We start from the raw sequence: 23,584 nt of genomic DNA, 5'->3' as shown, positions 1-23,584 counted from the left end.
GCCACCCCAGCCGTGCCGCGGGCGATAATCGCGCCCCATGAATCCCCTGCTTTCGAAACTGCAGCCCTATCCCTTCGAACGTCTCCGACAGCTGACCGCCGGGGTGGTGCCGAACCCGGCTTACCGTGCGATCAGCCTGGGCATCGGCGAGCCCAAACACCCGACACCGGCCTTCATCAAGGACGCACTGACCGCCGCGCTCGATGGCCTGGCCGCTTACCCTGCCACGGCGGGCGAGCCAGCCCTGCGCGAGGCCTGTGCAGCCTGGGTGCAGCGCCGCTACGGCTTGTCACTGGATCCGGCCACGCAGATCCTGCCGGTCAACGGCTCGCGTGAGGCGCTGTTCGCCCTGGCGCAGACCGTGATCGACCCGACCCAGCACACCGAGGCAGGCGGCCCGGCCGTCGTCTGCCCCAACCCGTTCTATCAGATCTACGAAGGCGCGGCCCTGCTGGCCGGCGCGCGTGTGGTGTTCGCCAACTCCGACCCGGCGCGCAACTTCGCGGCCGACTGGTCCAGCATTCCCGATTCGGTCTGGGCGACGACACAGCTGCTGTACGTGTGCTCGCCCGGCAACCCGACGGGTGCCGTGATGCCGCTTGAAGAATGGCAGCGCCTGTTCGAGTTGAGTGACCGCCACGGGTTCGTCATCGCCTCGGACGAGTGCTACTCGGAAATCTACTTCCGCGAGGGCCCCGATGCGGCACCGCTGGGTGGCCTGGAGGCCGCTGCGAAACTGGGCCGCTCCGATTTCCGTAACCTTGTCGCGCTGACCAGCCTGTCCAAGCGCTCGAACGTGCCGGGCCTGCGCTCGGGCTTCGTGATGGGCGATGCACGCATCATGAAGGCCTTCCTGCTCTACCGCACCTACCACGGCAGCGCCATGAGCCCGGCCGTGCAGCGCGCCAGCGTCGCCGCATGGAACGACGAGGCCCACGTGGTGGAAAACCGCCGCCTGTACCGCGAGAAGTTCGACAAGGTCACGCCTATCCTGGCTTCCGTGATGGACGTCGCCCTGCCGGACGCCAGCTTCTACCTCTGGGCCAAGGTGCCCGACCACGTCTGTGGTGGCAGCGACGAGACCTTCGCCCGCGAACTGCTGGCTCAATACAATGTCGCGGTGCTGCCCGGCAGTTACCTGGCCCGCGAGGCACAGGGCGTGAACCCCGGTGCCGGTCGCGTGCGAATGGCCCTGGTGGCCGGCGTTGAAGAATGTGTGGAAGCGGCTGAACGCATCAAGGCCTTCATCCTCTCCCAGTCGAAGTGAACCCTCTCCCGAAAGACACAAGATGACCCAAGCTCTGCAAACCGTGATCGAAAACGCGTGGGAAGCCCGCGCCGAACTGTCGGTCGCCAGCGCCCCCGCCGAGATCCGTGACGCCGTCAACCACATCATCGACCAGCTCGACAGCGGCAAGGCCCGGGTGGCCGAGAAGATCGACGGCAACTGGGTCGTGCACCAGTGGATCAAGAAGGCCGTGCTGCTGAGCTTCCGCCTGAACGACAACGTGCCGATGGGCGAAGGCCCGCTGACCTTCTTCGACAAGGTGCCCAGCAAGTACGGCTCGATGACGCCCGAACAACTCAAGGCCACCGGCGTGCGCGTGGTGCCGCCGGCCGTCGCCCGTCGTGGCAGCTTCCAGGCCAAGAACGTGATCCTGATGCCGTCGTACGTGAACATCGGCGCCTACGTCGATGAAGGCTCCATGGTCGACACGTGGGCCACCGTCGGTTCGTGCGCCCAGATCGGCAAGAACGTGCACCTGTCGGGCGGCGTCGGCATCGGCGGCGTGCTGGAGCCCCTGCAGGCCAACCCCACCATCATCGAAGACAACTGCTTCGTCGGCGCCCGCTCGGAAGTCGTTGAAGGCGTGATCGTCGAAGAGAACTCGGTGCTGGGCATGGGCGTGTACCTGGGCCAGAGCACCCCGATCTTCAACCGCGAAACCGGCGAGATCAGCTACGGCCGCGTGCCGTCGGGCTCGGTGGTGGTGTCGGGCAACCTGCCCAAGAAGACTGCCGCGGGCCAGGACTACAGCCTGTATGCCGCCGTCATCGTCAAGCGTGTCGACGCCCAGACCCGCTCGAAGACCAGCATCAACGACCTGCTGCGCGCCTGATCGGCCCAGCATCGTCAACCGGCCGGGCGCCTGAGCGCGCCCCGGCCATGAAATACCAAACCCCGGGAGCGCAGGATGAGTGGTGGCAATCTGGAGCGGGTGCTGCGTCTGATGGCCGAGAAGAAGGCGTCGGACGTGTTCCTTTCGGCCAAGACGCCCATCCTCATCAAGATCCACGGGCAGATCATGCAGCTGACGGACCAGGCGCTCACGCCGTCCCAGCCGCGACAGCTGCTGGCCGAACTGGTTTCGCCCACGCAGATGGAAGAGCTCGACGAGACCGGCGAGCTCAACCTCGGCATCACGATCCCCGGCGTGGCCATCTTCCGTCTCAGCGCGTTCAAGCAACGGGGCTCGGTCGCGGCCGTGCTGCGACACATCCCGTCCGAGATCCCGCTGCTCGACTCGCTCAACGTGCCCGACATCCTGGGCAACCTGATTCTGGAAAAGCGCGGCCTCATCCTGCTGGCCGGCGCGACCGGCTCAGGCAAGAGCACCACGATTGCGTCGATGCTCGAGCACCGCAACCAGCGGATGACGGGCCACATCCTCACGATCGAAGATCCGCTGGAGTTCCTGTTCTCGAACAAGAAGTCCATCGTGAACCAGCGGGAGGTCGGGCGTGACACCCAATCGCTACAAGTGGGCCTCAAGAATGCCTTGCGGCAGGCGCCCGACTGCATTCTCATTGGCGAAATCCGCGACCGCGAAACGATGACGGCAGCGCTGTCGTACGCCTTGTCCGGTCACCTGGTGGTCTCGACCCTCCACGCCAACAACAGCTACCACGCGCTGGGCCGCATCCTGTCCTTCTACACGCCGGAGGCCCGGCCGGCGCTGCTGAGCGACCTGGCTTCCGGCCTGAAGGCCATCGTCTCACAGCGGCTGCTGCGGTCCACCGCAGGCGGGCGTGTGCCGGCCGTCGAGGTGCTGCTGAATACCCAGCTCGTGTCCGAGATGGTCGAGCGTGGTGACTTCACCGGCGTGAAGGAAGCGATCGAGAAATCGCTGGCCGAAGGCTCGCAGAGCTATGAACAGGACATCGCCCGCCTGATCACCGAAGGCATCGTCACTCGCGACGAAGGGCTGGCCAACGCCGACTCGCCCACCAACCTCATGTGGCGCCTGGCCAATGACACGACGGCCAAGAACAAACTGACCGCGCAGGTCGAAGAACAAGACGACGGCCCGTCGTTCACCGAAATCACCCTGGACGTGAATCACGACGAAGTACCCGGCTTCGCGTCCACCCGTTTCTGAAGCTCCCACCATGACCCCAACCGTGCGCCTCGTCGAGGCGCTGATTGCCCGCCCCTCGGTCACGCCGAAAGACGAAGGCTGCCAGACCCTGATGGCCGAACGCCTGCAGGCCATCGGCTTCGAATGCCACACACTGACCTTTGGACCCGAGAACGCGCGGGTCACCAACCTCTGGGCCATCCGCCGAGGCCACGGCCATGCAACGGGTGCGCCCACCCTGGTCTTCGCCGGCCACACCGACGTCGTGCCCACGGGGCCGCTGGAGCAATGGAACAGCCCGCCATTCGCGCCCACCTACCGCGACGGACAACTCTACGGCCGGGGCGCCGCGGACATGAAGACCTCGCTGGCGGCCATGGTCGTCGCCACGGAGTCGTTCGTGGCGGCCCACCCCGATCATGCAGGCAGCGTGGCCTTCCTGATCACCAGTGACGAGGAAGGCCCCTCGGTCGACGGCACCGTCAAGGTGTGCGAATGGCTGCAGGCGCGCGGCGAGCGGCTGGATGCCTGCATCGTCGGCGAGCCCACCTCGGTGCGCGCGCTGGGCGACATGATCAAGAACGGCCGCCGCGGCTCGCTCTCGGGCAAGCTGCGCATCCAGGGCGTGCAAGGCCACATCGCCTACCCGCATCTGGCGAAGAACCCCATTCACCTGGCCGCCCCGGCCCTGGCCGAGCTCACCGCCATCGTCTGGGACGAAGGCAACGACCACTTCCCGCCCACCAGCTGGCAGATGTCGAACATCCATGCCGGCACGGGTGCGAACAACGTGATCCCGGGCGAGCTGGTCATCGACTTCAACTTCCGCTTCTCGACCGAGTCCACGCCCGAATCGTTGAAGGAACGTCTGACCGCGGTGCTCGAGCGCCACGGCGTGACGTACCACATCGACTGGGCCCTCAGCGGCCGCCCCTTCCTCACCCGCAAGGGCCCGCTGGTGGAAGCCATCTCGGGCGCCATCCGCGACGTGACCGGCATCGAGACCGAGCTGTCCACCAGCGGCGGCACCTCGGATGGCCGCTTCATCGCCCAGATCTGCCCGCAGGTGGTCGAGTTCGGCCCGCTGAACGCCAGCATCCACAAGATCGACGAGCACGTCGCCGTGGCCGACATCGAGCCACTGAAGGACATCTACCTGGAGACGCTGGAAAGGCTCGTGGCGTGAGCGCGCCGCTGACCGTCATCGCGCTGATCGAGCGGGCCGCAGCGCAACTCGATCAAGCCGGCGTGGCCTACGGGCACGGCACCACCAACAGCTTCGACGAGGCAGCGTGGCTGGTGCTGTGGCGCCTGGGCCTGCCCCTCGACAGCCTGGACGACGTGGCCGACCGCTCCGCCAGCCCCGAGGAACAGGCCGCCGTTGATGCGCTCATCAAGCAGCGCATCACCACCCGCAAGCCGGCCGCCTACCTGACCCGGCAGGCGTGGCTGCAAGGCGTGCCGTTCTATGTGGACGAGCGCGTCATCGTGCCGCGCTCCTTCATCGCCGAAGTGCTGGCCGACGGCACCATCGACGCCTGGCTCAGCGACCGCACCCACCGGGTGCTCGACCTGTGCACCGGCAACGGCAGCCTGGCGGTGCTCGCCGCCATGGCCTATCCGGACGTGACCGTCGACGGCGCCGACATCAGCGAAGACGCGCTGGCCGTGGCCCGCATCAACGTCGAGCAGCACGGCCTGCAGGACCGCATCACGCTGCTGCACAGCGACGGGCTGTCCAGCGTGCGTGGCCCCTACGACCTCATCCTCTGCAACCCGCCCTACGTCAACGCCGAATCGATGAAGGCGCTGCCGGCCGAATACCGCGCCGAGCCAGAACTGGCCCTGGCTTCGGGTGAGGACGGCATGGACTTCACGCGGGCGCTCTTTGCCGCACTGCGCGCGGATCCGGATCGCCACCTGGGCGAAGACGCCGTGATCGTGCTCGAGATCGGCAACGAACGCCCGAACTTCGAACGCGCCTTTCCTGACCTGGCCGTCACCTGGTTGCCCACCACGTCCGGCGACGACCAGCTGCTGCTGGTGACCCGCGACGCGCTGCTGCTCGATACCCGCGCCCCCGAAGGCGCCCCGCTCTCATCATGATCGTCCTGAAGAACGTCTCCCTGCTGCGAGGCGTCAAGCCCGTGCTGGACCAGGCCAGCGCCACCATCCACCCCGGCGAGAAGGTCGGCCTCATCGGCCGCAACGGCGCGGGCAAGTCCTCGCTGTTCTCGCTGCTGGCCGGGCGCCTGCACCCCGACGCCGGCGACGTCGAGATCCCGCCCAGCTGGCTGCAGCCCGGTGGTATGGCCGAGGTCGCGCAGAACATGCCCGAAACCGACGAGCCGGCCACGGAGTTCGTGCTTCAGGGTGACGGCCGCCTGATGGCTGCGCGGCAGGCCCTCCTCGAGGCTGAAGCAAGCGGCGATGGCCACGCCATGGCCGAGGCCCACGCGGCCCTGGCCGAAGCGGGTCACTTCGACGCACCAGCGCGGGCGCAGGCCCTGCTCCTCGGCCTGGGCTTCCAGCTGGCGCAGACCACGGCCCCGGTCAACAGCTTCTCGGGCGGCTGGCGGATGCGCCTGCAACTGGCCCGTGCGCTGATGTGCCCCGCGCGGCTCCTGCTGCTCGACGAACCCACCAACCACCTCGACCTCGACGCGCTGGTGTGGCTGGAAGGCTGGCTGCAACGCTACGAAGGCACGCTGATCATCATCAGCCACGACCGCGAGTTCCTCGATGCCATCACCCGCGTCACGCTGCACCTGGAAGACGGCAAGCTCACCCGCTACACCGGCGGCTACACCGCCTTCGAGGCCATGCGGGCTGAACGGCTCACGCAGCACCAGGCCGCCTTCGAGAAACAGCAGGAACGCATCGCCCACCTGCAGAAGTTCATCGACCGCTTCAAGGCCAAGGCCACCAAGGCGCGCCAGGCACAGAGCCGCGTCAAGGCGCTGGAACGCATGGAGAAGCTCGCGCCCGTGCTCACGGCCAGCGACTTCGAGTTCGAGTTCCCGGCGCCCGCCAGCCTGCCCAACCCCATGCTGGTCATGAAGGACCTCGCGTGTGGTTATCCGCAGGAAGGCGACGCGCCGCTGACCATCGTGCGCGGCGTGAACCGCTCGGTGTTGCCGGCACAGCGCATCGGCATCCTGGGTGCCAACGGCCAGGGCAAGTCCACGCTGGTCAAGACGCTCGCCCACATGCTGCAACCCGTCGGTGGCACCGTCACCGAAGGCAAAGGCTTGAGCATCGGCTACTTCGCACAGCAGGAACTCGACGTGCTGCGGCCCGACGAGGGCCCGCTCGCCCACATGATCCGGCTGGCCAAGCAGGTCAGCCCGCAGGCGCGCGAGCAGGAGCTGCGCGACTTCCTGGGCCGCTTCCGCTTCACGGGCGACATGGTGATGCAACCGGTCGGCCAGTTCAGCGGCGGCGAGAAGGCCCGGCTGGTGCTGGCCCTGGTGGTCTGGCAGCGCCCCAACCTGCTGCTGCTCGACGAACCCACCAACCACCTCGACCTCACCACCCGCGAGGCGCTCAGCATCGCGCTCAACGAATTCGAAGGCACGGTGATGCTGGTCAGCCACGACCGCGCCCTGCTGCGCGAGGTGTGCGACGAGTTCTGGCTCGTGACACGGGGCGGCGTGAGCACCTTCGATGGCGATCTGGACGATTACCAGCGATGGCTGCAAGAGCAGGCGCGCGAAGTGGCCCTCGCCGCGCGCGCAGCCCGAGACGCGGAGAAGGCCTCAGCCACTCAGGCCACCGACGGTACCAACGCGGCCGGCAACCGCAAGGATGACCGCAAGGCCGCCGCGCAGGCGCGCCAGCGACTTGCCGAGCAGGCCAAGCCGCTGAAGGCCGAACTCAAAAAGGTCGACGACCGCCTGGCTCAGGCCACGCGCGAGCAGGCCGAGCTCACCGAGGCCCTCGGCAGCCCGAGCCTGAGCGGCGCCGAGCGCGCCGAACAGGGCAAGCGGCTCAAGGCACTGGGCGACGAGATCGAAACGCTGGAATCCAGGTGGCTCGAACTCACCGATGCCATCGAGCAACTCAGCGTCTGACCCCTGCAGGCGTCATCGCCGCGGCGCTCAGTGCCCGCGGCGGTGCTCCGCCACATCCTGACAGGCGATGCACAGTTCCGCCTGAGGCAAAGCCTTGAGTCGCGCCACCCCGACCTCTTCGCCGCATCCGGTGCACCACCCGTAGGTGCCATCGGCCATGCGCGCCAGTGCGGCGTCCACGGCTGCCAGTTCGGCATCGTCATGGTGCAACATGGCGATCACCTCGTCATCGGCTTCTGCGGCCGCCCCGCCCTCGACACCCGCCACGAAGGTGTTCGCGGTGGCCGCATCTTCGGCCGCCAGCCGTGCGCGCAGCTGCCCTTCCCGCCCCAGCAGATCCATCCGGTGCGCCTGCAGGCGTGCCCTCAATTCGCCGAGGGTGTCGACATCGAGTCCAGCTTGCGCGCGCAGCGGGGCTTCCACGGAATTCATGCGTGTCTCCTTGTGAAGTGTCGGCTGGAACGCCGCAGCCAATGGGGCCGGGACCAGCGCACTGTTCAGGATAGAAAGCTCGCAGCCCCATGGCCTTGCTGCACGTCAAGCGCGCCCGCCTGCCGCGGGCGTCTACCATGCAGCCATGCCCGAGATCCGTCTGCCGCCGCCCGAGCCCCCACCCGATGTCACCCCCGACACCCTGCTGTCGCTCGACAACCAGTTGTGCTTCTCGCTTTACGCAAGCTCGCTGGCCATGACGAAGCTCTACAAGCCACTGCTCGCCCCGCTCGGGCTGACCTATCCCCAGTACCTGGTGATGCTGGTGCTGTGGGAGCACGGGCGTCTCAGCGTCAACCAGATCGGCCACACGCTGCACCTCGATTCCGGCACGCTGACCCCGTTGCTCAAGCGCATGGCGAACGTTGGGCTGATCCACCGGCAGCGTGACACCGCGGACGAACGTCGCGTTCTGGTCGAGCTGACAGAAGCCGGGCGCGCGCTCCAGCGCGCCGCGCGCGATGTGCCCCGCACCCTGCTGTGCCGGATCGGTCTCTCGCCGGACGAGGTGGCGGCGCTTCAAGACACGCTCGGCAAGCTCCGTCAGCGCCTGCACGGCTCGCCTACAGATCCCCTTTAAGCCCGTGGGCTATCGCGGCGAGGCGGGGTCAGGCGGTCTCTTTACAGCAAAATACATTGCGCACAACTTAATTTCTCGAAAGGAAAATCCATGGCACTCGACAAAGTCCTCTACGTCGCCCACGCCACTTCCACCGGTGGCCGCGACGGTCGCTCCGTGAGCGATGACGGCCACCTTGACGTCGCGCTCGCCCGGCCCAAGGAAATGGGCGGCCAAGGCAACGGCACCAACCCGGAACAGCTGTTCGCCGCAGGGTACTCTGCCTGCTTCCTGGGCGCCATGGGTTTCGTTGCGGGGCAGCAGCGCAAGGCCCTGCCCGCGGGAACCGAGATCACCGCCGACGTCGGCATTGGCCCGATCCCCGCCGGCTTCGGCATCGAGGTCACGCTGAACATCGCCCTGCCCGGCATGGACAAGACGGAGGCCCAGGCCCTGGTTGATTCAGCCCATCAGGTGTGCCCCTACTCCAACGCGACCCGCGGCAACATCGACGTTCGCCTCGTGTTGCGCTGAACGCCTGGGGCCCCTCAGCGGCCCGGTTTTTCGGCCAGCAAAAACCGATTGCACGGGGATTCGGTGCTAATCTGCCGTTATCCCCGACTTTCCCAGGTTGACGTCCGACGTCTTCCTGCCTACGCTTGCGCCCCATGCGTTTTGAAATCCGCCCAGGTGGCGGCTCCTTTCCGGGTCTGTGTGCGCTGAAGCAACGCCTTGCTTCCCTGACCACCGTCGTCGCCCTGGTGCTCGTGTCGGTCACGGCCTCGCTCACAATGGCCCCTGCATCGCACGCGCAGTCCGTCGTCGCGCCCGCCCAGGCCGCTTCGGCGCCCGCACGCACCGAGAGCGAAGACCCGGTCTCCCGCTTCCTGTCCGACCGGGGGCTCCTGCCCAACACCCGGCCGGTGGTCGACTTCGCCCAACAGATGCGCGGCAAGGCCTCCGACATGGCGTCCGAGCTTGTCCTCTCGGCCATGAACTTCCTCGGTGTGCCCTACCGTCGCGGCGGCCAATCGCGCGAGCAGGGCTTCGACTGCAGCGGCTTCACCCGCCACGTCTTCGAGAACAGTGTCGGCCTGATCCTGCCGCGCCGCGCGATCGAACAGGCCAACTCACCCGATCTCATCCCTGTTCAGCAAAGCGAACTGAAGCCCGGCGACCTCGTCTTCTTCAACACGCTGCGTCACACCTTCTCCCACGTCGGCATCTACATCGGCGACAACAAGTTCATCCATTCCCCGCGCGCTGGTGGAGCTGTGCGTGTCGAAGACATGCGCATCAGCTACTGGCAGCAACGCTTCGATGGCGCTCGCCGGGCCCCCGCGATGGTGGCGCGTCCGCCCGGTATCGAAGCCCCTAAGTAAGCCCGGCCTTGTGCCCGTGCACACCGGGTCGCCCTGACCGGGGCCACAATGTGCGCCATGCGTCTGCCAGACCCGCTTGTCGCCCCACGCCGCACCATCCCTCTTGTGCCCGACGCTCGGGATGCAGCTCGGGTGCTGCCCCTGCCTCCGCGTGAGCGTGCTGGCCTCGCCGTCAACGGTGCACTGACCGACACCCGAGGCCGCGAACTGCGTGATCTGCGCATCTCCGTGACGGACCGGTGCAACTTCCGCTGCGGCTACTGCATGCCCCGCGAAGCCTTTGGCCGGGACCACGCTTTCTTGCCGCATGGTGCGCTGCTGAGCTTCGAAGAAATCGCCCGCAGCGCCCGGCTGTTCCTCTCGCTGGGCGTCCGCACACTGCGCATCACCGGTGGGGAACCCCTGCTGCGCAAGGATCTCGAGCGCCTGGTGGCTCAACTGGCCAGCCTGAGGACGATCGAAGGCACGCCGCCCGACATCGCCCTCACCACCAACGGCTCCCTGCTGCGCCGCAAGGCGCAAGCGCTTCGTGACGCTGGGCTTCACCGCGTGACGGTCAGCCTCGACGCACTGGATCCGAGCCTCTTTGCGCGCATGAGCGACAGTGCGATCACCGTGCGCGACGTGCTCGACGGCATCGATGCCGCCCGCGAGGCTGGCCTGGGCCCGGTCAAAGTCAACATGGTGGTCCAGCGTGGCATCAACGACACCGAGGTCGTGCCGATGGCGCGCCACTTCCGCCACAGCGGCGTCGAGCTCCGCTTCATCGAATTCATGGACGTGGGAAAGACGAACGCCTGGCAGCGTGATGTGGTCCTCGCGTCCGATGCGGTGCGCGCCCGCATCGCAACCGAATGGCCTCTTCAACCCGCCGAAGCGCCCCGCCCTGGCGCCACGGCCGAGCGCTGGGCCTACGCCGATGGCGCGGGGCATGTCGGCTTCATTTCGAGCGTCACCACCCCCTTCTGCGGCGATTGCACCCGGCTGCGCCTCTCGACCGACGGCCGTCTCTACACCTGTCTCTTCGCGGACCGCGGCCATGATCTGCGCGCCCTGCTGCGCGGGGGCGAGCCGGATGACGCCATCCGCGATCGACTGGCTGCACTGTGGCAAGAGCGCAGCGACCGCTACTCGGAACTGCGCGGCCCCACACCGGCCGCCCTCGAACGCATTGAAATGAGCTTCATCGGTGGCTGAACGGATCGTGGCGTGTGCCGGCTGGCTGCTGGCGGGGGGTGAGGGCCGACGTGTCGGCGGTCAGGACAAGGGGCTGCTTCCTTGGCGGGGGCGCCCCATGGGGGACCACATCCTGGCCGCGATGGCGCCCCAGGTTGGCGGGCTGGGCATCGTTGCCAACCGGCATGCAGAGTGCTACCACGCTCTCCTGGCGCGCCACGCGTCGCACACCGCGCACCTCCGGGGAGAACCAGCGGCGCCGGCCTCGCTGGGCGTCCACCCCGACGACCCCGGGCTCCCCCCCTTCAGCGGACCGCTGGCCGGCATGCTCACTGCGATGACGGCGACGCCACAGGAATGGGTGTGGTTTCTGCCATGCGACATGCCACGCCTTCCAGGTGACGTGCTTGCGACATTGTGGCGTGCCGCGCACCGGGATGGGGCAGACGTCGCTGTACCATGCACATCCGACGGCTTGGACGGCTCGCGCCACCACTGGGTGTGCGCGCTGATGAACAAGCGCGTGCTCCCGACGTTGCAGACCGCCTTCATCTCGGGGGAGCGCAAAGTCGGACATCTGATTGCCAGATGCAAATGGACCAGCGTATCCTTTGTCGACGCGGCAGGATTCGCGAACTTCAACACCCTGGAGACAAAGCATGGTGGTGACTGATTCACCGGTGCGCTTGTCGCGGATTGCCCCCGCCGACCTGAGCGCTTACAAGAACCTGCGTGATGAAGGTCTTCGCCTCTATCCCGATGCCTTCGATGCCGACATCGAAAGCGAACAGGCCCGACCGCCCGAGAGCTACCTCGGCAAGCTGGGCCTTACGGAACCCCTGGGCGGCACGTTCCTGATCGGTGCCTGGGAAGGTCGGGACATGATCGGCATGGTGGGCCTGGAGCGCCAGTCCCTGCACAAACTCAGGCACTGCGCCGAGCTCAACAGCATGATGGTCCGGCCCTCGCACACCGGCAAGGGCGTCGGCATCGCGCTGGTCGAAGCAGCCGTCGCCGAAGCGCGCAAGGCGCTCGGTCTGGAACAGATCGTCCTACGCGTCAGCACCGCCAGCACGTCGGCCATCAATCTGTACGAGCGCGCGGGCTTCCGCGGCTGCGGCGTTCTGCCCCACGCGATCCGCCTGGTCGATGCGCCGGGCCAGATCCGCTACTTCGACAAGCTCACGATGGTGCTCGTGCTCTGAGCACCACAGCCAGCGGCGCCGGGCGTCAACGGGCCTCGGCGGCGCCCCGGTTTGCCAGGCCGTCGGCGCGCTCGTTGCCCGGGTCGCCGTTGTGGCCGCGCACCCAGCGCCAGTCCACATCGTGCTGGGCCGCCATGGCCTCCAGTTCACGCCACAACTCGGCGTTCTTCACCGGCTTGTTGTCAGCGGTCTTCCAGCCACGGCGCTTCCAGCCGTGGATCCACTCGGTGATGCCCTTGCGAACATATTCGCTGTCGGTGTAGATCACCACCTTGCAGCGCCGCTTGAGGGACTTCAGCGTCTCGATCACCGCCGTCAGTTCCATGCGGTTGTTCGTGGTGTTCAACTCGCCGCCCCACATCTCCCGTTCGTGCGGGCCGCTCACCATCCATACACCCCAGCCACCTCGGCCAGGATTGCCCTTGCAGGCGCCATCGGTATAGGCCACCACTGCAGGTGCTGCCGTTTCAGTCATCCATTCACATCCTGTTGATACGGTGCCCGCGCCGGATGGCGCTGAGTCACCACGGCCGGTTGCGCCGAGGCGGGCAACCGGGTCTTGCGGATCTTGCCCACGAGGTGCATGCCGCGCACCCGCTTGACGGCGACCACGACGTAGACCGCGCCGAGCACGGGCCACCAGCGTTCGCCGGCGTGCTCCATCCACGCGAGTCGCTGCCACCACGCCTCGGTGCCGACCATGGGGCGCCAGCAACCGAAGCTGCCCGTTTCGACTTCGAGGTCCAGCAGACGCAGCCAGTCGCGCAGGCGCCAGTAGCCGATGAACTCGCCCTGTGGCAGCACCTTGGCCGAAGCACCCCGGCCACGTCCCATGCGCTGACGCGTGCCCCACAGGCTCATCGGGTTGAAGCCGATGATGAGCGCCTTGCCCTCGGGCACCAGCACGCGTTCCACCTCACGCAGCGTGTCGTGCGGATCCCGCGCCAGTTCCAGGGCATGAGGCAACACCACCAGATCGAGGCTGTTGCTCGCGAACGGCAGCGACTCGAAATCACACCGCAGGCCCAGCGGCGCACTCGACAGCGAAGGCCCCTCCTCCAGCGCCGAGGCGTTCGAGGCCGGAGACCACCGCTGGTACGCTGCGTCGAGCGCCAGCCAGCGATGGGGCATGCGATTGGTGCGCAGGCCATCCAGTTCCGGCAGCCCGAGCTGCAGGGCATGGAAGCCGAACATGTCGCTCACCAGCGCGTCGATGCGGGCCTGCTCCCACGCCAGCAGGGCCTGGCCGCTCGGCAGGCCCAACCAGGGGTGCAACTCTATAATCGGCCCGACTTTCGACATGAAACTTTCAGCCCTGCCCGCCTTCGCCGACAACTACATCTGGATGCTGCACGATGGCCGCGAGGCCGTGGTGGTGGATCCGGGAGAGGCCGCGCCAGTGCAGGACGCCTTGCAGCGCCTGGGCTTGACCCTGGCCGCCATTCTAGTGACGCATCGCCACGCCGACCATGTCGGCGGTCTGGCTGCGCTTCAGACCGGGGGCATCTCCGTGTACGGACCGCGACATGAGGCCATTCCCGGCGTGACGCATGCCGTGGGCGGTGGCGAGGAGATCACGGCGCTGGGTGCGCTCCTTCAAGTCATCGACGCACCGGGTCACACAGCCGGTCACGTGCTTTACATGCTGCCCTACGGGCTGGATGACGCGACCCCCTCGCCTGTGGCCTTCGTCGGCGATACACTGTTTTCCGCGGGTTGCGGGCGCGTGTTCGATGGCACGATGGCTCAACTGCAGCACAGCGTCGCCCAGATGGCCCGGTGGCCCGACTCGACCGTGCTATGTCCCGCCCACGAGTACACGCTCGGCAATCTGCGTTTTGCGCAGGCGGTCGAACCCGATAACGAAGACATCCGGGGCCATCTGGCCCATTGCCAAGGTCTGCGCGCGCAGGACCTGCCCACCGTGCCCACCACGGTACACCTGGAACGGAAGATCAACCCCTTCCTGCGGTGTGCCGAGGCGGCGGTCATCCAGGCGGCACGCCTTCACGGTGCGCCAGATGACAGCCCCGAGGCGGTCTTTGCCGCGCTTCGCCTGTGGAAAAACACCTTCTGACGATGACGATCGCCTCTCCCTTGCACCGCGGCCTGCGCCTGGCGCTGACGCTGCTGGCTTCGGCCAGCCTGTGGGCATGCAGCAGCACCCCCACCGACCCGCGCATGGCCGAACTGAGCCTGCGCACCTCTGACCACCTGCAGCCGCGCCCGGCCGATGCACGGCAGCCCGGTCTCCCCCGACTCGATGTCGCGGGCGGCACGGTGGCCACGCCCTCGCCGCTGCGGCCCGCGGTGACGCTGCAGCAGGCGCGTCCGGCGGAGGATGAAGGCAAAGATGCGGTCGGGATGGCGACCGATCCCCTGAGCCCGGATACCACCGTCGATCTGGACGACAGCGGCGCCACTCAGGACCTCTGGAGCCGCATCCGCAAAGGCTTCACCCTGCCGGAGCTCGAGTCCGATCTCGTGGCCGAACACCGCCGGTGGTACACCGCCCGGCCGGACTACGTCCAGCGAATGACCGACCGGGGCAGCCGCTACCTCTTCCATGTCGTCGAGGAAATCGAGCGCCGCGGCATGCCGATGGAGCTGGCCCTGCTGCCGTTCATCGAAAGCGCCTTCAATCCGCAAGCCATGTCCAGCGCCCGCGCGTCCGGCATGTGGCAGTTCATGCCCGCCACGGGCAAGGACTTCCGCTTGAAGCAGAACCTGTTCCGCGACGACCGCCGTGACGTGCTCGCCTCCACTCGGGCGGCGCTGGATTACCTGCAGCGCCTGCACCGCATGTTCGGCGACTGGCAGCTGGCCCTGGCGGCGTACAACTGGGGCGAGGGCAACGTGCAGCGGGCCATTGCGCGCAATCAGCGTCAGGGCCTGCCGACCGACTACCTCAGCCTCAGCATGCCGGTCGAGACGCGGCACTATGTGCCCAAGCTGTATGCCGTACGACAGCTCGTCGCACAGCCCGAGGCCTACAACCTGACGCTGACGCCGGTGGACAACCACCCGTATTTCGTCAGCGTGCCGATCCAGCGCGACATGGACGTGAGCCTGGCCGCACGGCTGGCCGGCCTGCCCATCGAGGAGTTCAAGGCGCTCAACCCGTCCCTGAACAAGCCGGTGATCCTGGCGGCCGGCACACCGCAGTTGCTGCTGCCCTATGACAACGCCAGCCTGTTCGTGCACAACCTGAAGGCCCACAAGGGCCGTCTGGCCAGCTGGACTGCCTGGGTGGTGCCCCGCACCATGCGCCCGACGGACGCCGCACGGGAGGTCGGCATGCCCGAATCCAGCCTGCGCGAGCTTAACCATATCCCACCGAAGATGCTGGTAAAGGCCGGCTCGACGTTGCTGGTGCCGCGTTCCGAGCAACGCATGCAGGACGTCTCCGAGGTGCTGGCCGACAACGCCATGATGACGCTGGCCCCCGACGTGCCGCCACTGCGTCGCATCAGCGTCAAGGCCGGCAAGCGCGACACGGTCGCCTCGCTGGCGCGCCGCTACAAGGTTTCGCCACAGCAAGTGGCCCAGTGGAACAAGGTGGCCACGGGTGCCAGCTTCCGCAAGGGTCAGACGATCGCGATCTATGTGCCGGCTGCCCGTGCGGACAGCAAGCGCGCCGTCTCGACTGTGGCCTCGGCATCGAAGAGCAAGTCAGGCAAGAAGGCGGTGGTGGTGGCCAGCAACCGGGTCAGCAAGTCGGATAGCCGTGGCAACCGCAACGCCGCCGGCTCCAGCCGCAACACGCCTCGCACGAGCAAGACCAAGGTCCGCGTCGCCAGCGCGCGCTGAGACCGCTGCCCCCCTCCCGTGGGTTGGCCGGCCTCAGCGCCTGTCCATGAAGGCGTGCGCGATGGTGCCGAGGTCGACGTACTCGAGCTCACTGCCCACCGGCACGCCGCGCGCCAGCCGGGTCACCTTCAGGCCACGGGCCTTCAGTTGCTCACCGAGCACATGGGCCGTGGCCTCGCCTTCTGCATTGAAGTTGGTGGCAAGAATCACCTCTTCCACCACACCATCACCTGCACGGGTCAGCAATGCCGACAGGCCGATGTCGCGAGCCCCGAGCCCATCCAGCGGGCTCAGCCGCCCCAGCAGCACGAAGTATTGCCCCCTGTAGCTGCCTGTGCGTTCAAGGGCCGCCTGGTCTGCCGGCGTCTCGACCACGCACAGCAAGCGCGCATCCCGCGTCTCGTCCGCACAAAGGTCACACATCTCGGCGCGACTGAAGGTGTGGCATCGGGCGCAGTGCCCGATCTCATTGACCGCACCATCCAGCGCGCGCGCCAGTTTCAGGGCGCCGGCGCGATCGTGCTGCAGCAGGTGGTAAGCCATCCGCTGCGCCGACTTCTGCCCCACACCGGGCAGACAACGCAGGGCCTCGACCAGCCCGTCCAGCGCCGGATCCGCCATGGTGCAATCCTGTTCAGAACGGGAACTTCATGCCGGGAGGCATGGGCATCCCGGCCGTCAGCTTGCCCATCTTCTCCGAGCTGGTTGCCTCGGCACGACGCACGGCATCGTTGAATGCCGCAGCCACGAGGTCCTCAAGCATGTCCTTGTCGTCGGCCAGCAGGCTCGGGTCGATCGTCACCCGCTTCACATCGTTCTTGCAGGTCATCACGACCTTGACCAGGCCCGCGCCGGACTGACCTTCCACCTCAATCTGGGCCAGTTCTTCCTGGGCCTTCTTGAGGTTGTCCTGCATCTGCTGGGCCTGTTTCATCAAGCCGGCGAGTTGTCCTTTGAGCATGGCTCATCCTTTCTTGCGCAAAACATGATTGTCGCCGCGTTCAACGGCGACGCGGTCGGCCGCTCAGATCGGCCTGATGGAAGCCGGGACGATGCGCGCCCCGGGATGCTGTTGCAGCAGCGACTGCACCAGCGGATCACTCTGGATCAGGGTCTCGGCATCGCGCTGGCGCTGTTCGCGCGCAGCCTGGTCGCGTTGAGCCGGCGTGTTGAACGCCGCCCCGCGCTCCACGGTGAGCGATACCGGCCGTTGCAGGTGTTGCGTGAGGGCCTGCGTGAGCCGGTCCTGCAATGCCGCGGTGATGAGGCTTTCGCGCTCGACCCGCAGCGTGCCGTTGATGCCCTCACCTTGTTCACGCCATGCCACGCACTGCGCCTGCATGGCCAGTTCGCGCACCAGCGCGGCAATCAAACCGTGCCCGGCCATCGCTGCCACGAGGTCAGCCCACTCATCGGAAAGCGGATCCGCGCCGCGAGGGGGCAAGGTCGGCGTCACCGGGGGACGCGGCTCGCTGGGCGCATCAACAGGAGGGGACGAGATCGAGGCGCCAGGGCGGGGCGATGTCCGCGTGGGCTCCGACGCTGCGCGGAGAGGGCGGGCTGTCGACACGGCGTCCGGCACGTCATCCGGCACATCCATCCAGGCTGGCTCGTCCGGCATGGCGGCCGCGGGAGCATCCCATTCATTGGCCTCGGGCGGCAACGCTTCCCACGGAGGGATGCCACCACCGTCCTGCGGCTGCTGAGGCGCGGCACGGGGCGCGGGGGCGGAGGCGGGCAAAGCCGGCGCAGCAACCACGGGCGGGCAAGGCGCCTGCGATGCCTCCGGCGCAGGGGCTGCGAGGCGCACGGTCACCACCGGCGGCGCCACAGGACCGGGGGTGCCGGTTGGCTCCGCGGGCGCCCCGGCCACAGCGGGCACCGGCGCATCGATGCCACCGCTGACCCGCACCGGTGTGCTGACCTGAGCGACCGCAGCATTGCCGGAAGCAGACACCCCGGGCGCCGAGATGGGTCGCGCAGTCGCACCGGCCGGCGCGGCCGCTGCCTGCGTCACCAGCGGTCGACGGGGCTCGACGGCGTCAGGCTGCGCCGCCGAGCCCAGCGCTTTTGGGCCCGTACCGCCCCCCTGTCCGGGCTTGAAGGCAAGCAGGCGCAGCAACAGCATCAGCAAGCCGCTGTACTCGTCCGGCGCCAATGCCAGCTCGGCGCGCCCTTGCAGACATAGGCTGTAGAAGAGCTGCGTTTCATCGGGCGCCAGCAGTGGCGCCAGCGCCGCCCAGGTGGCCGCATCCGGGTCTTCCGGGTCGAGTGCCTGTGGCACAGCCTGCAGCACAGCCATGCGCTGCAGTGCGGACGCCATTTCCTCCAGCGTACCCGCCGCAGACAGCCCCATCTGACGCAGCGTATCGACCGCTGCCACGAGCGCAGCACCGTCACACGCTGCCACCGCCTCGATGATCCGCTGCACATGCGCGTGGTCCACCGAGCCCAGCATCTGCCGCACCCCGGCCTCTTCAAGAAGCCCGGCACCGAATGCAATGGCCTGGTCCGTCAGCGACAGCGCGTCGCGCATGGAGCCACGCGCGGCCCGCGACAGAAGCCGCAGGGCGCCCGGCTCAGCGTCGATGCCTTCGGCGTGCAGCACGCGGCCAAGGTGCTCAAACACCGTTTCCGCCGCCATGGGCCGCAGGTTGAACTGCAGACACCGAGACAGCACCGTCACGGGCACCTTTTGCGGGTCGGTGGTGGCCAGCACGAACTTCAGGTAGTCGGGCGGTTCCTCCAGCGTCTTCAGCATGGCGTTGAACGCCGTGTTCGACAGCATGTGCACTTCGTCGATCATGTAGACCTTGAAGCGCCCGACCACCGGTTTGTAGACCGCCTGCTCCAGCAGTTGCGAAATTTCCTCGACACCGCGGTTCGACGCCGCATCCAGTTCGACGTAATCGACGAATCTCCCACTGTCGATGTCACGGCAAGGCTGGCATTGGCCGCACGGGCTGGCGGTAATGCCGCCGTGTCCGTCGAGCCCCACGCAATTCAGCGATTTGGCCAGAATGCGCGACACCGTGGTCTTGCCGACGCCCCGGGTGCCGGTGAACAGGTAGGCGTGGTGCAGGCGCTGCTGGGTCAGGGCGTTGCCCAATGCCTGAACCACATGCCCCTGGCCGACCATGCTGTCGAAACCCCTGGGGCGGTATTTGCGCGCGAGTACCGTCGAAGTCATCGCGCGATTCTAGTCGCGCCATCGGCCCCCTCAGCCGAGGGGGAAGGCATTCAACCTGCCGTGATATCCGGTGACATACCGCCCCGGAAAGTCGCTTCCATGCCGCGAAATGGTCTGGTCACGTCAGGCGGCGAGACTTACAATGCACTTGTGATGCGAAGGGTGAAATGCACTTCGATCAGGCTGGGAAATTCCCCGATGCCATCCGGTTGACTCGCTTGGCCCCGGCCCGGGCAAAGAGAGTGCAGTCGCCGACAACCTTTTATGGGCCACGTAGTGATGTCGTTTGAAAATCTGGGGTTGGCAGAACCTCTCCTGAAGGCCGTTTCGGAGGCCGGATACGCCACCCCCACGCCGATCCAGGCACAGGCCATTCCGGCCGTCCTGAACGGCGGAGACCTCCTTGCCGGCGCACAGACGGGCACCGGCAAGACCGCCGGGTTCACGCTGCCGCTGTTGCACATGCTGGCCGCCACGGCCAAACCGGCGTCGGGTGGCCGCCGTCCCATCCGCGCCCTGATCCTGACCCCCACGCGCGAACTGGCCGCCCAGGTGGAAGAGTGCGTGCGTCTGTATGGCAAGTACCTGCCGATCCGCTCGATGGCGATGTTCGGTGGTGTGGGCATGAACCCGCAGATCGAAGCCCTGAAGCGTGGCGTCGACATCCTGGTCGCCACGCCCGGCCGCCTGCTGGATCACCACCAGCAGGGAACGCTCGACTTGAGCCACGTCGAGTACTTCGTGCTGGACGAGGCCGATCGCATGCTGGACATGGGCTTCATCCATGACATCCGCCGCGTGCTGGCCATCCTGCCTCCGCGCAAGCAGAGTCTGCTGTTTTCCGCGACCTTCTCTGATGAGATCAAGGCCCTGGCCGAGCGCCTGCTCGACAAGCCCCAGGTCATCGAGGTCGCCCGCCGCAACGCCACCGCCGACACCATCGCGCAGAAGGTGCACCCGGTCGACCGCGATCGCAAGAAAGAGCTGCTCACCCACCTGATCCAGTCGAACAACTGGCACCAGGTGTTGGTCTTCACGCGCATGAAGCATGGCGCCAACCGGCTGGTGGAGTTCCTGCTCAAGCAGAACATCACCGCCATGGCCATCCACGGCAACAAGAGCCAGAGCGCGCGCACGCGGGCGCTGGCCGACTTCAAGTCCGGTGAGTTGCAGGTGCTCGTGGCCACCGACATTGCGGCGCGCGGCATCGACATCGACCAGCTGCCGCACGTCGTGAATTTCGAGCTGCCCAACGTCGCGGAGGACTATGTGCACCGCATTGGCCGCACGGGCCGCGCAGGCGCCGATGGCGAGGCGGTTTCGCTCGTGTGCGTCGACGAGGAAGGCTTCCTCGCCGACATCGAGAAGCTGATCAAGCGCCCGATCCCGCGCGTGGTGGTGGCCGGCTTCGAGCCCGACCCGAACGCCCGCCCGGAGCCCATCCAGTTGGGTCGCCGGGTGCTGCACGGGAGCACCGGCTCGCGTTCAGGCGGTGGTGGACGTCCCGCGGGTGGCGGTGGTGGTCAGCGAGGCGGCCGCGGCCCATCGTCCGGTCGCCAGGATGGCCGGGGGGATCGCGGGCCGCGCGACCAGGCTGGCGCGGGTCGCTCCCGCAGTCGGTGACCGACTGAACCGGTCAGCCTGCGCGCTGATCGAAACCTGAAACGGAGCCCATGGGCTCCGTTTTTGTTTTCAGGCGAACGTGCCCTCGCGCAACCACTTGGTCGCCACCCACTTCTCGCCCGCAATGACCGGCGCGCCGCCGTGCAGCGTGCGCGTGGCGGGGTCGGGCCGGTCGTACGAGAAGAATACCGCGTGGCCGGCCACGGCATGCACCGTGAGTCCGGCCTCCGGGAAGGTGGTCGCCCCGCCCTCTTCCGGCGTATTGAGGTACATCACCAACGTGGCCACACGCTGCCCACCGCGCTGCAGGATGCGGCTGCTGCCTGGCAAGTCGGGGTCGAAGTAGTCGTGGTGAGGACGATACTGCGCGCCCGGCCCATAGCGCAACACCTGCAGCCCCTCGCCGTGCGACACCGGCCACGACAGCAAGGCCGCGATGCGGGCCTCGATGCGCTGGCACAGTTCGGATTCCCCCCGCCCGAAAAACATGCCCTCGCTGGTCCGGGCGACGTTCACCTCGCTGCCCCCGGTGTCGCCCACCACGGTTTCGGAGGGCTTCAGGCGCGCACGGGCTTCCTCGATGAGGCCCGTGCATTCTGCGGGCGTGAGGAACCCGCCCAGGACCACCAGCTGCGGACAATCGCAGTGCACCAGGATGTCGACGTCATGGTCGGCCACGGTGACGCGCCCCCGCTCCAGCGCCCCGGGCGTGAGGCCGGGCGCACGACGTCGGTCGGCACCGCCCCCGGGCCATGCGCCCCGCCCCGCCACCTCCTCCACTTCCGCGCCCAGAACGGACAAGGCCACATCACGGCTCCAGCCACTGTCCAGCATGGCGCGCAACAGCACCGCGGCCGGCTGGCCGGCAGCCAGTTGCGCGACCACCCAGTCGCGCAACTCGGGGCTCACGCGCTGCGTTGCGGTCAAGCAGCCACCTTGCGGCGGAACACCAGCCGGTCTGCCTCCGAGGCCGCTGGATCGTGGGCATACCCTTCGGCTGAAAAATCAAGCAGGTCGGCCGTGCTCCGCGCGCGCTTGAGCACCGCGTGGCGGGCCATCAGTCCGCGGGCCCGCTTGGCATGGAAGCTGATGATCTTCCACTGCCCGGCCTTCCAGTCCTCGAACATGCACTCCACCACGCGGGCTTTCAGGGCCTTGCGCTTGACCGATTTGAAGTACTCCTGCGAGGCCAGGTTGATGACGAGGTCATCACCTTGCTCGGCCAGGCGCCGGTTCAGGTATTCGGCCAGCGTGTCGCCCCACCAGGCATAGAGGTCCTTGCCGCGCGGGTTGGTCAGCCGTGTGCCCATTTCCAGGCGATACGGCTGCATCCAGTCCAGCGGACGCAGCACGCCATACAGTCCGCTGAGGATGCCGATGTGCGCCTGCGCCCAATCCAGGTCCGCTGGTTTCAGCGACGTGGCATCCAGGCCTTCGTACACGTCGCCGTTGAAGGCAAGGATGGCCTGCTTGCTGTTTTCCCCCGTGAACTTCGGCGACCATGCGGCATAGCGGGCCACGTTCAGCGTGGCGAGCGCGTCACTGAGGTCCATCAGCGAGGCGATCTGCGCGGGCGTGTAGGGACGCAGCACGTCGATCAGCGCGGCGGCCTCGCTGGCGAATTCAGGCAGCGTGTGGCGGTCGGTGACCGGTGGGGCCTCGTAATCAAGGCTCTTGGCGGGGGACAGCAGAAGCAGCATAGGTGGTCAACGGACCATTGAAAAACAATGGTACCGATCATAGGTGGAGCTTTGGCCCCGTGCCAACCGCGGCGGGCCAAGCCGCCTAGAATCGAAGGCTCCCCAACCCCTTCGCGCCACGTCGCGCGCCCGTGCCATGGCCGTCTACCGCATCAAGGACCAGGTTCCGCAGCTGCACCCCAGCGCATTCGTCGCCGAATCGGCCGACGTCATGGGCCAGGTGATCCTGTCCGAAGGCAGCAGCGTGTGGCCGCAGGCCGTGCTGCGTGGTGACAACGAACCCATCACGCTGGGCGAGCGGTCGAACGTGCAGGAGGGCGCCGTGCTGCACACCGACATCGGCTTTCCGCTCACCATCGGCGCCGATGTGACCGTGGGGCACCAGGCCATGCTGCATGGCTGCACCATCGGCGACGGCGCCCTGATCGGCATCCAGGCTGTCGTGCTCAACGGCGCGGTGATCGGCAAGGAATGCCTGGTCGGCGCGGGCGCCCTCGTCACCGAGGGCAAGGTGTTCGAGGACGGCATGCTGATCCTCGGCCAGCCGGCGAAGGCGGTGCGACCGCTGAACGACGCCGAACGCATGCGCATGCGCATCGGCACCGCGCTCTACGTTACCAAGAGCGCCCAATACAAGACCGACCTGGTGCGCATCGACGTGCCGGGCACCCCATCCCATGAATGAATTGCACAAGTTTCTGTTCGAAGGCCTGCCGGTTCGCGGCATGCTGGTTCGCCTGACCGACAGCTGGCAGACCCTGCTGGCCCGCCGCAGCGAAGGCGAAGCGCTGGACGCCCCGGTGCGCAGGCTGCTGGGCGAAATGAGCGCGGCCGGCGTGCTGCTGCAGGCCAACATCAAGTTCAACGGCGCGGTGGTGCTGCAGGTGTTCGGCGACGGCCCGGTGAAGCTGGCCGTGACCGAGGTGCAGCCCGACCTGTCCTTCCGCAGCACGGCCAAGGTGGTGGGCGAGCTACCCGGCACCGACGACGGCCACCTGCCGCTGGAGGTGATGGT

25 protein-coding genes are annotated in these 23,584 nt (G+C 67.3%); 17 read left to right on the top strand and 8 right to left on the bottom strand.

Annotation, left to right across the window (positions count from 1 at the left end; genetic code table 11):
* Window positions 1-37 precede the first annotated feature (37 nt).
* The 6 genes from dapC to Q0Z44_RS11630 all read left to right on the top strand — a co-directional run bounded on the left by dapC (window position 38) and on the right by Q0Z44_RS11630 (window position 7,432).
* Complete coding sequence (gene dapC / locus Q0Z44_RS11655; RefSeq protein ID WP_298012890.1) at window positions 38-1,267, top strand: succinyldiaminopimelate transaminase; 1,230 nt, start codon at window positions 38-40, stop codon at window positions 1,265-1,267.
* Window positions 1,268-1,289: 22 nt separating this feature from the next.
* Window positions 1,290-2,120: a 2,3,4,5-tetrahydropyridine-2,6-dicarboxylate N-succinyltransferase gene (gene dapD, locus Q0Z44_RS11650; RefSeq protein WP_298012887.1), complete on the top strand. Its 831-nt coding sequence runs from the start codon at window positions 1,290-1,292 to the stop codon at window positions 2,118-2,120.
* Between the two features lie 75 nt (window positions 2,121-2,195).
* Window positions 2,196-3,380, top strand: a complete 1,185-nt coding sequence (locus Q0Z44_RS11645) for a PilT/PilU family type 4a pilus ATPase (RefSeq protein WP_298012885.1) — start codon at window positions 2,196-2,198, stop codon at window positions 3,378-3,380.
* 10 nt (window positions 3,381-3,390) lie between these two features.
* Window positions 3,391-4,545, top strand: a complete 1,155-nt coding sequence (gene dapE, locus Q0Z44_RS11640) for a succinyl-diaminopimelate desuccinylase (RefSeq protein ID WP_298012883.1) — start codon at window positions 3,391-3,393, stop codon at window positions 4,543-4,545.
* Entirely contained in the window at window positions 4,542-5,465 is a 924-nt protein-coding gene (prmB, locus tag Q0Z44_RS11635) for a 50S ribosomal protein L3 N(5)-glutamine methyltransferase (protein ID WP_298012881.1), read from the top strand. Before dapE ends, prmB begins: the two co-directional genes overlap by 4 nt.
* Entirely contained in the window at window positions 5,462-7,432 is a 1,971-nt protein-coding gene (locus tag Q0Z44_RS11630) for an ATP-binding cassette domain-containing protein (protein WP_298012879.1), read from the top strand. Before prmB ends, Q0Z44_RS11630 begins: the two co-directional genes overlap by 4 nt.
* 27 nt (window positions 7,433-7,459) lie before the next feature.
* On the opposite strand, the gene Q0Z44_RS11625 is transcribed toward Q0Z44_RS11630, so the two are convergent.
* A complete protein-coding gene (locus Q0Z44_RS11625; RefSeq protein WP_298012876.1) occupies window positions 7,460-7,864 on the bottom strand; it encodes a TraR/DksA family transcriptional regulator in 405 nt (134 codons plus the stop codon).
* Window positions 7,865-8,009: 145 nt separating this feature from the next.
* Here Q0Z44_RS11625 and Q0Z44_RS11620 point away from each other — a divergent pair, with 145 nt between their 5' ends.
* The 6 genes from Q0Z44_RS11620 (at window position 8,010) to Q0Z44_RS11595 (ending at window position 12,246) form a co-directional block, all read left to right on the top strand.
* Entirely contained in the window at window positions 8,010-8,504 is a 495-nt protein-coding gene (locus Q0Z44_RS11620) for a MarR family transcriptional regulator (protein ID WP_298012874.1), read from the top strand.
* Between the two features lie 90 nt (window positions 8,505-8,594).
* Window positions 8,595-9,017, top strand: a complete 423-nt coding sequence (locus Q0Z44_RS11615; protein ID WP_298012863.1) for an organic hydroperoxide resistance protein — start codon at window positions 8,595-8,597, stop codon at window positions 9,015-9,017.
* A gap of 134 nt (window positions 9,018-9,151) precedes the next feature.
* Window positions 9,152-9,865, top strand: coding sequence for a C40 family peptidase (locus Q0Z44_RS11610; protein ID WP_298012861.1), 714 nt, complete (start codon window positions 9,152-9,154; stop codon window positions 9,863-9,865).
* Window positions 9,866-9,922: 57 nt separating this feature from the next.
* The gene (gene moaA, locus Q0Z44_RS11605; protein WP_298012859.1) at window positions 9,923-11,062 is read left to right on the top strand and encodes a GTP 3',8-cyclase MoaA; all 1,140 of its coding nucleotides are present in this window, start codon (window positions 9,923-9,925) and stop codon (window positions 11,060-11,062) included.
* The gene (gene mobA, locus Q0Z44_RS11600) at window positions 11,055-11,714 is read left to right on the top strand and encodes a molybdenum cofactor guanylyltransferase (protein ID WP_366517614.1); all 660 of its coding nucleotides are present in this window, start codon (window positions 11,055-11,057) and stop codon (window positions 11,712-11,714) included. Before moaA ends, mobA begins: the two co-directional genes overlap by 8 nt.
* The gene (locus Q0Z44_RS11595; RefSeq protein ID WP_298012857.1) at window positions 11,701-12,246 is read left to right on the top strand and encodes a GNAT family N-acetyltransferase; all 546 of its coding nucleotides are present in this window, start codon (window positions 11,701-11,703) and stop codon (window positions 12,244-12,246) included. Before mobA ends, Q0Z44_RS11595 begins: the two co-directional genes overlap by 14 nt.
* 25 nt (window positions 12,247-12,271) lie before the next feature.
* Here the strand turns inward: Q0Z44_RS11595 and rnhA are convergent, their stop codons facing one another.
* Window positions 12,272-12,721, bottom strand: coding sequence for a ribonuclease HI (rnhA, locus tag Q0Z44_RS11590; protein ID WP_109036677.1), 450 nt, complete (start codon window positions 12,719-12,721; stop codon window positions 12,272-12,274).
* Window positions 12,718-13,548 carry a class I SAM-dependent methyltransferase gene (locus Q0Z44_RS11585; RefSeq protein ID WP_298012855.1) on the bottom strand — a complete coding sequence of 277 codons (831 nt, stop codon included), beginning with the start codon at window positions 13,546-13,548 and terminating at the stop codon, window positions 12,718-12,720. The genes rnhA and Q0Z44_RS11585 overlap by 4 nt, the downstream gene beginning before the upstream one ends.
* Here Q0Z44_RS11585 and gloB point away from each other — a divergent pair.
* Together gloB and Q0Z44_RS11575 are read left to right on the top strand one after the other, a co-directional pair.
* Window positions 13,547-14,323: a hydroxyacylglutathione hydrolase gene (gene gloB / locus Q0Z44_RS11580; protein ID WP_298012853.1), complete on the top strand. Its 777-nt coding sequence runs from the start codon at window positions 13,547-13,549 to the stop codon at window positions 14,321-14,323. The genes Q0Z44_RS11585 and gloB overlap by 2 nt on opposite strands.
* 2 nt (window positions 14,324-14,325) lie before the next feature.
* Window positions 14,326-16,056: a transglycosylase SLT domain-containing protein gene (locus Q0Z44_RS11575; RefSeq protein WP_298012851.1), complete on the top strand. Its 1,731-nt coding sequence runs from the start codon at window positions 14,326-14,328 to the stop codon at window positions 16,054-16,056.
* A 33-nt stretch (window positions 16,057-16,089) separates the two neighbouring features.
* On the opposite strand, the gene recR is transcribed toward Q0Z44_RS11575, so the two are convergent.
* From recR to dnaX, 3 genes are all read right to left on the bottom strand, one after another.
* Window positions 16,090-16,677, bottom strand: coding sequence for a recombination mediator RecR (gene recR, locus Q0Z44_RS11570; protein ID WP_298012849.1), 588 nt, complete (start codon window positions 16,675-16,677; stop codon window positions 16,090-16,092).
* A 13-nt stretch (window positions 16,678-16,690) separates the two neighbouring features.
* On the bottom strand, window positions 16,691-17,017 hold the full coding sequence (locus tag Q0Z44_RS11565; protein ID WP_109036681.1) for a YbaB/EbfC family nucleoid-associated protein: 327 nt from the start codon (window positions 17,015-17,017) through the stop codon (window positions 16,691-16,693).
* A 63-nt stretch (window positions 17,018-17,080) separates the two neighbouring features.
* A complete protein-coding gene (gene dnaX, locus Q0Z44_RS11560; protein WP_298012847.1) occupies window positions 17,081-19,246 on the bottom strand; it encodes a DNA polymerase III subunit gamma/tau in 2,166 nt (721 codons plus the stop codon).
* A 279-nt stretch (window positions 19,247-19,525) separates the two neighbouring features.
* Here dnaX and Q0Z44_RS11555 point away from each other — a divergent pair, with 279 nt between their 5' ends.
* The gene (locus Q0Z44_RS11555) at window positions 19,526-20,869 is read left to right on the top strand and encodes a DEAD/DEAH box helicase (RefSeq protein ID WP_298012845.1); all 1,344 of its coding nucleotides are present in this window, start codon (window positions 19,526-19,528) and stop codon (window positions 20,867-20,869) included.
* 69 nt (window positions 20,870-20,938) lie between these two features.
* On the opposite strand, the gene Q0Z44_RS11550 is transcribed toward Q0Z44_RS11555, so the two are convergent.
* Window positions 20,939-21,796: a 2OG-Fe(II) oxygenase gene (locus Q0Z44_RS11550; RefSeq protein WP_298012843.1), complete on the bottom strand. Its 858-nt coding sequence runs from the start codon at window positions 21,794-21,796 to the stop codon at window positions 20,939-20,941.
* Window positions 21,793-22,569, bottom strand: coding sequence for a peroxide stress protein YaaA (gene yaaA, locus Q0Z44_RS11545; RefSeq protein ID WP_298012841.1), 777 nt, complete (start codon window positions 22,567-22,569; stop codon window positions 21,793-21,795). Before yaaA ends, Q0Z44_RS11550 begins: the two co-directional genes overlap by 4 nt.
* 136 nt (window positions 22,570-22,705) lie before the next feature.
* Here yaaA and Q0Z44_RS11540 point away from each other — a divergent pair, with 136 nt between their 5' ends.
* Window positions 22,706-23,254 carry a gamma carbonic anhydrase family protein gene (locus Q0Z44_RS11540; protein ID WP_109036685.1) on the top strand — a complete coding sequence of 183 codons (549 nt, stop codon included), beginning with the start codon at window positions 22,706-22,708 and terminating at the stop codon, window positions 23,252-23,254.
* On the top strand, window positions 23,247-23,584 hold a 338-nt coding region (locus Q0Z44_RS11535), incomplete at its 3' end, for an Hsp33 family molecular chaperone HslO (RefSeq protein ID WP_298012839.1). The genes Q0Z44_RS11540 and Q0Z44_RS11535, both read left to right, overlap by 8 nt.

Source organism: uncultured Aquabacterium sp., assembly GCF_947366995.1.
Lineage (GTDB): Bacteria > Pseudomonadota > Gammaproteobacteria > Burkholderiales > Burkholderiaceae_C > Aquabacterium.
Note: the sequence above shows the minus strand (reverse complement) of the source record. Positions and strands in the feature narration are given on the sequence as shown.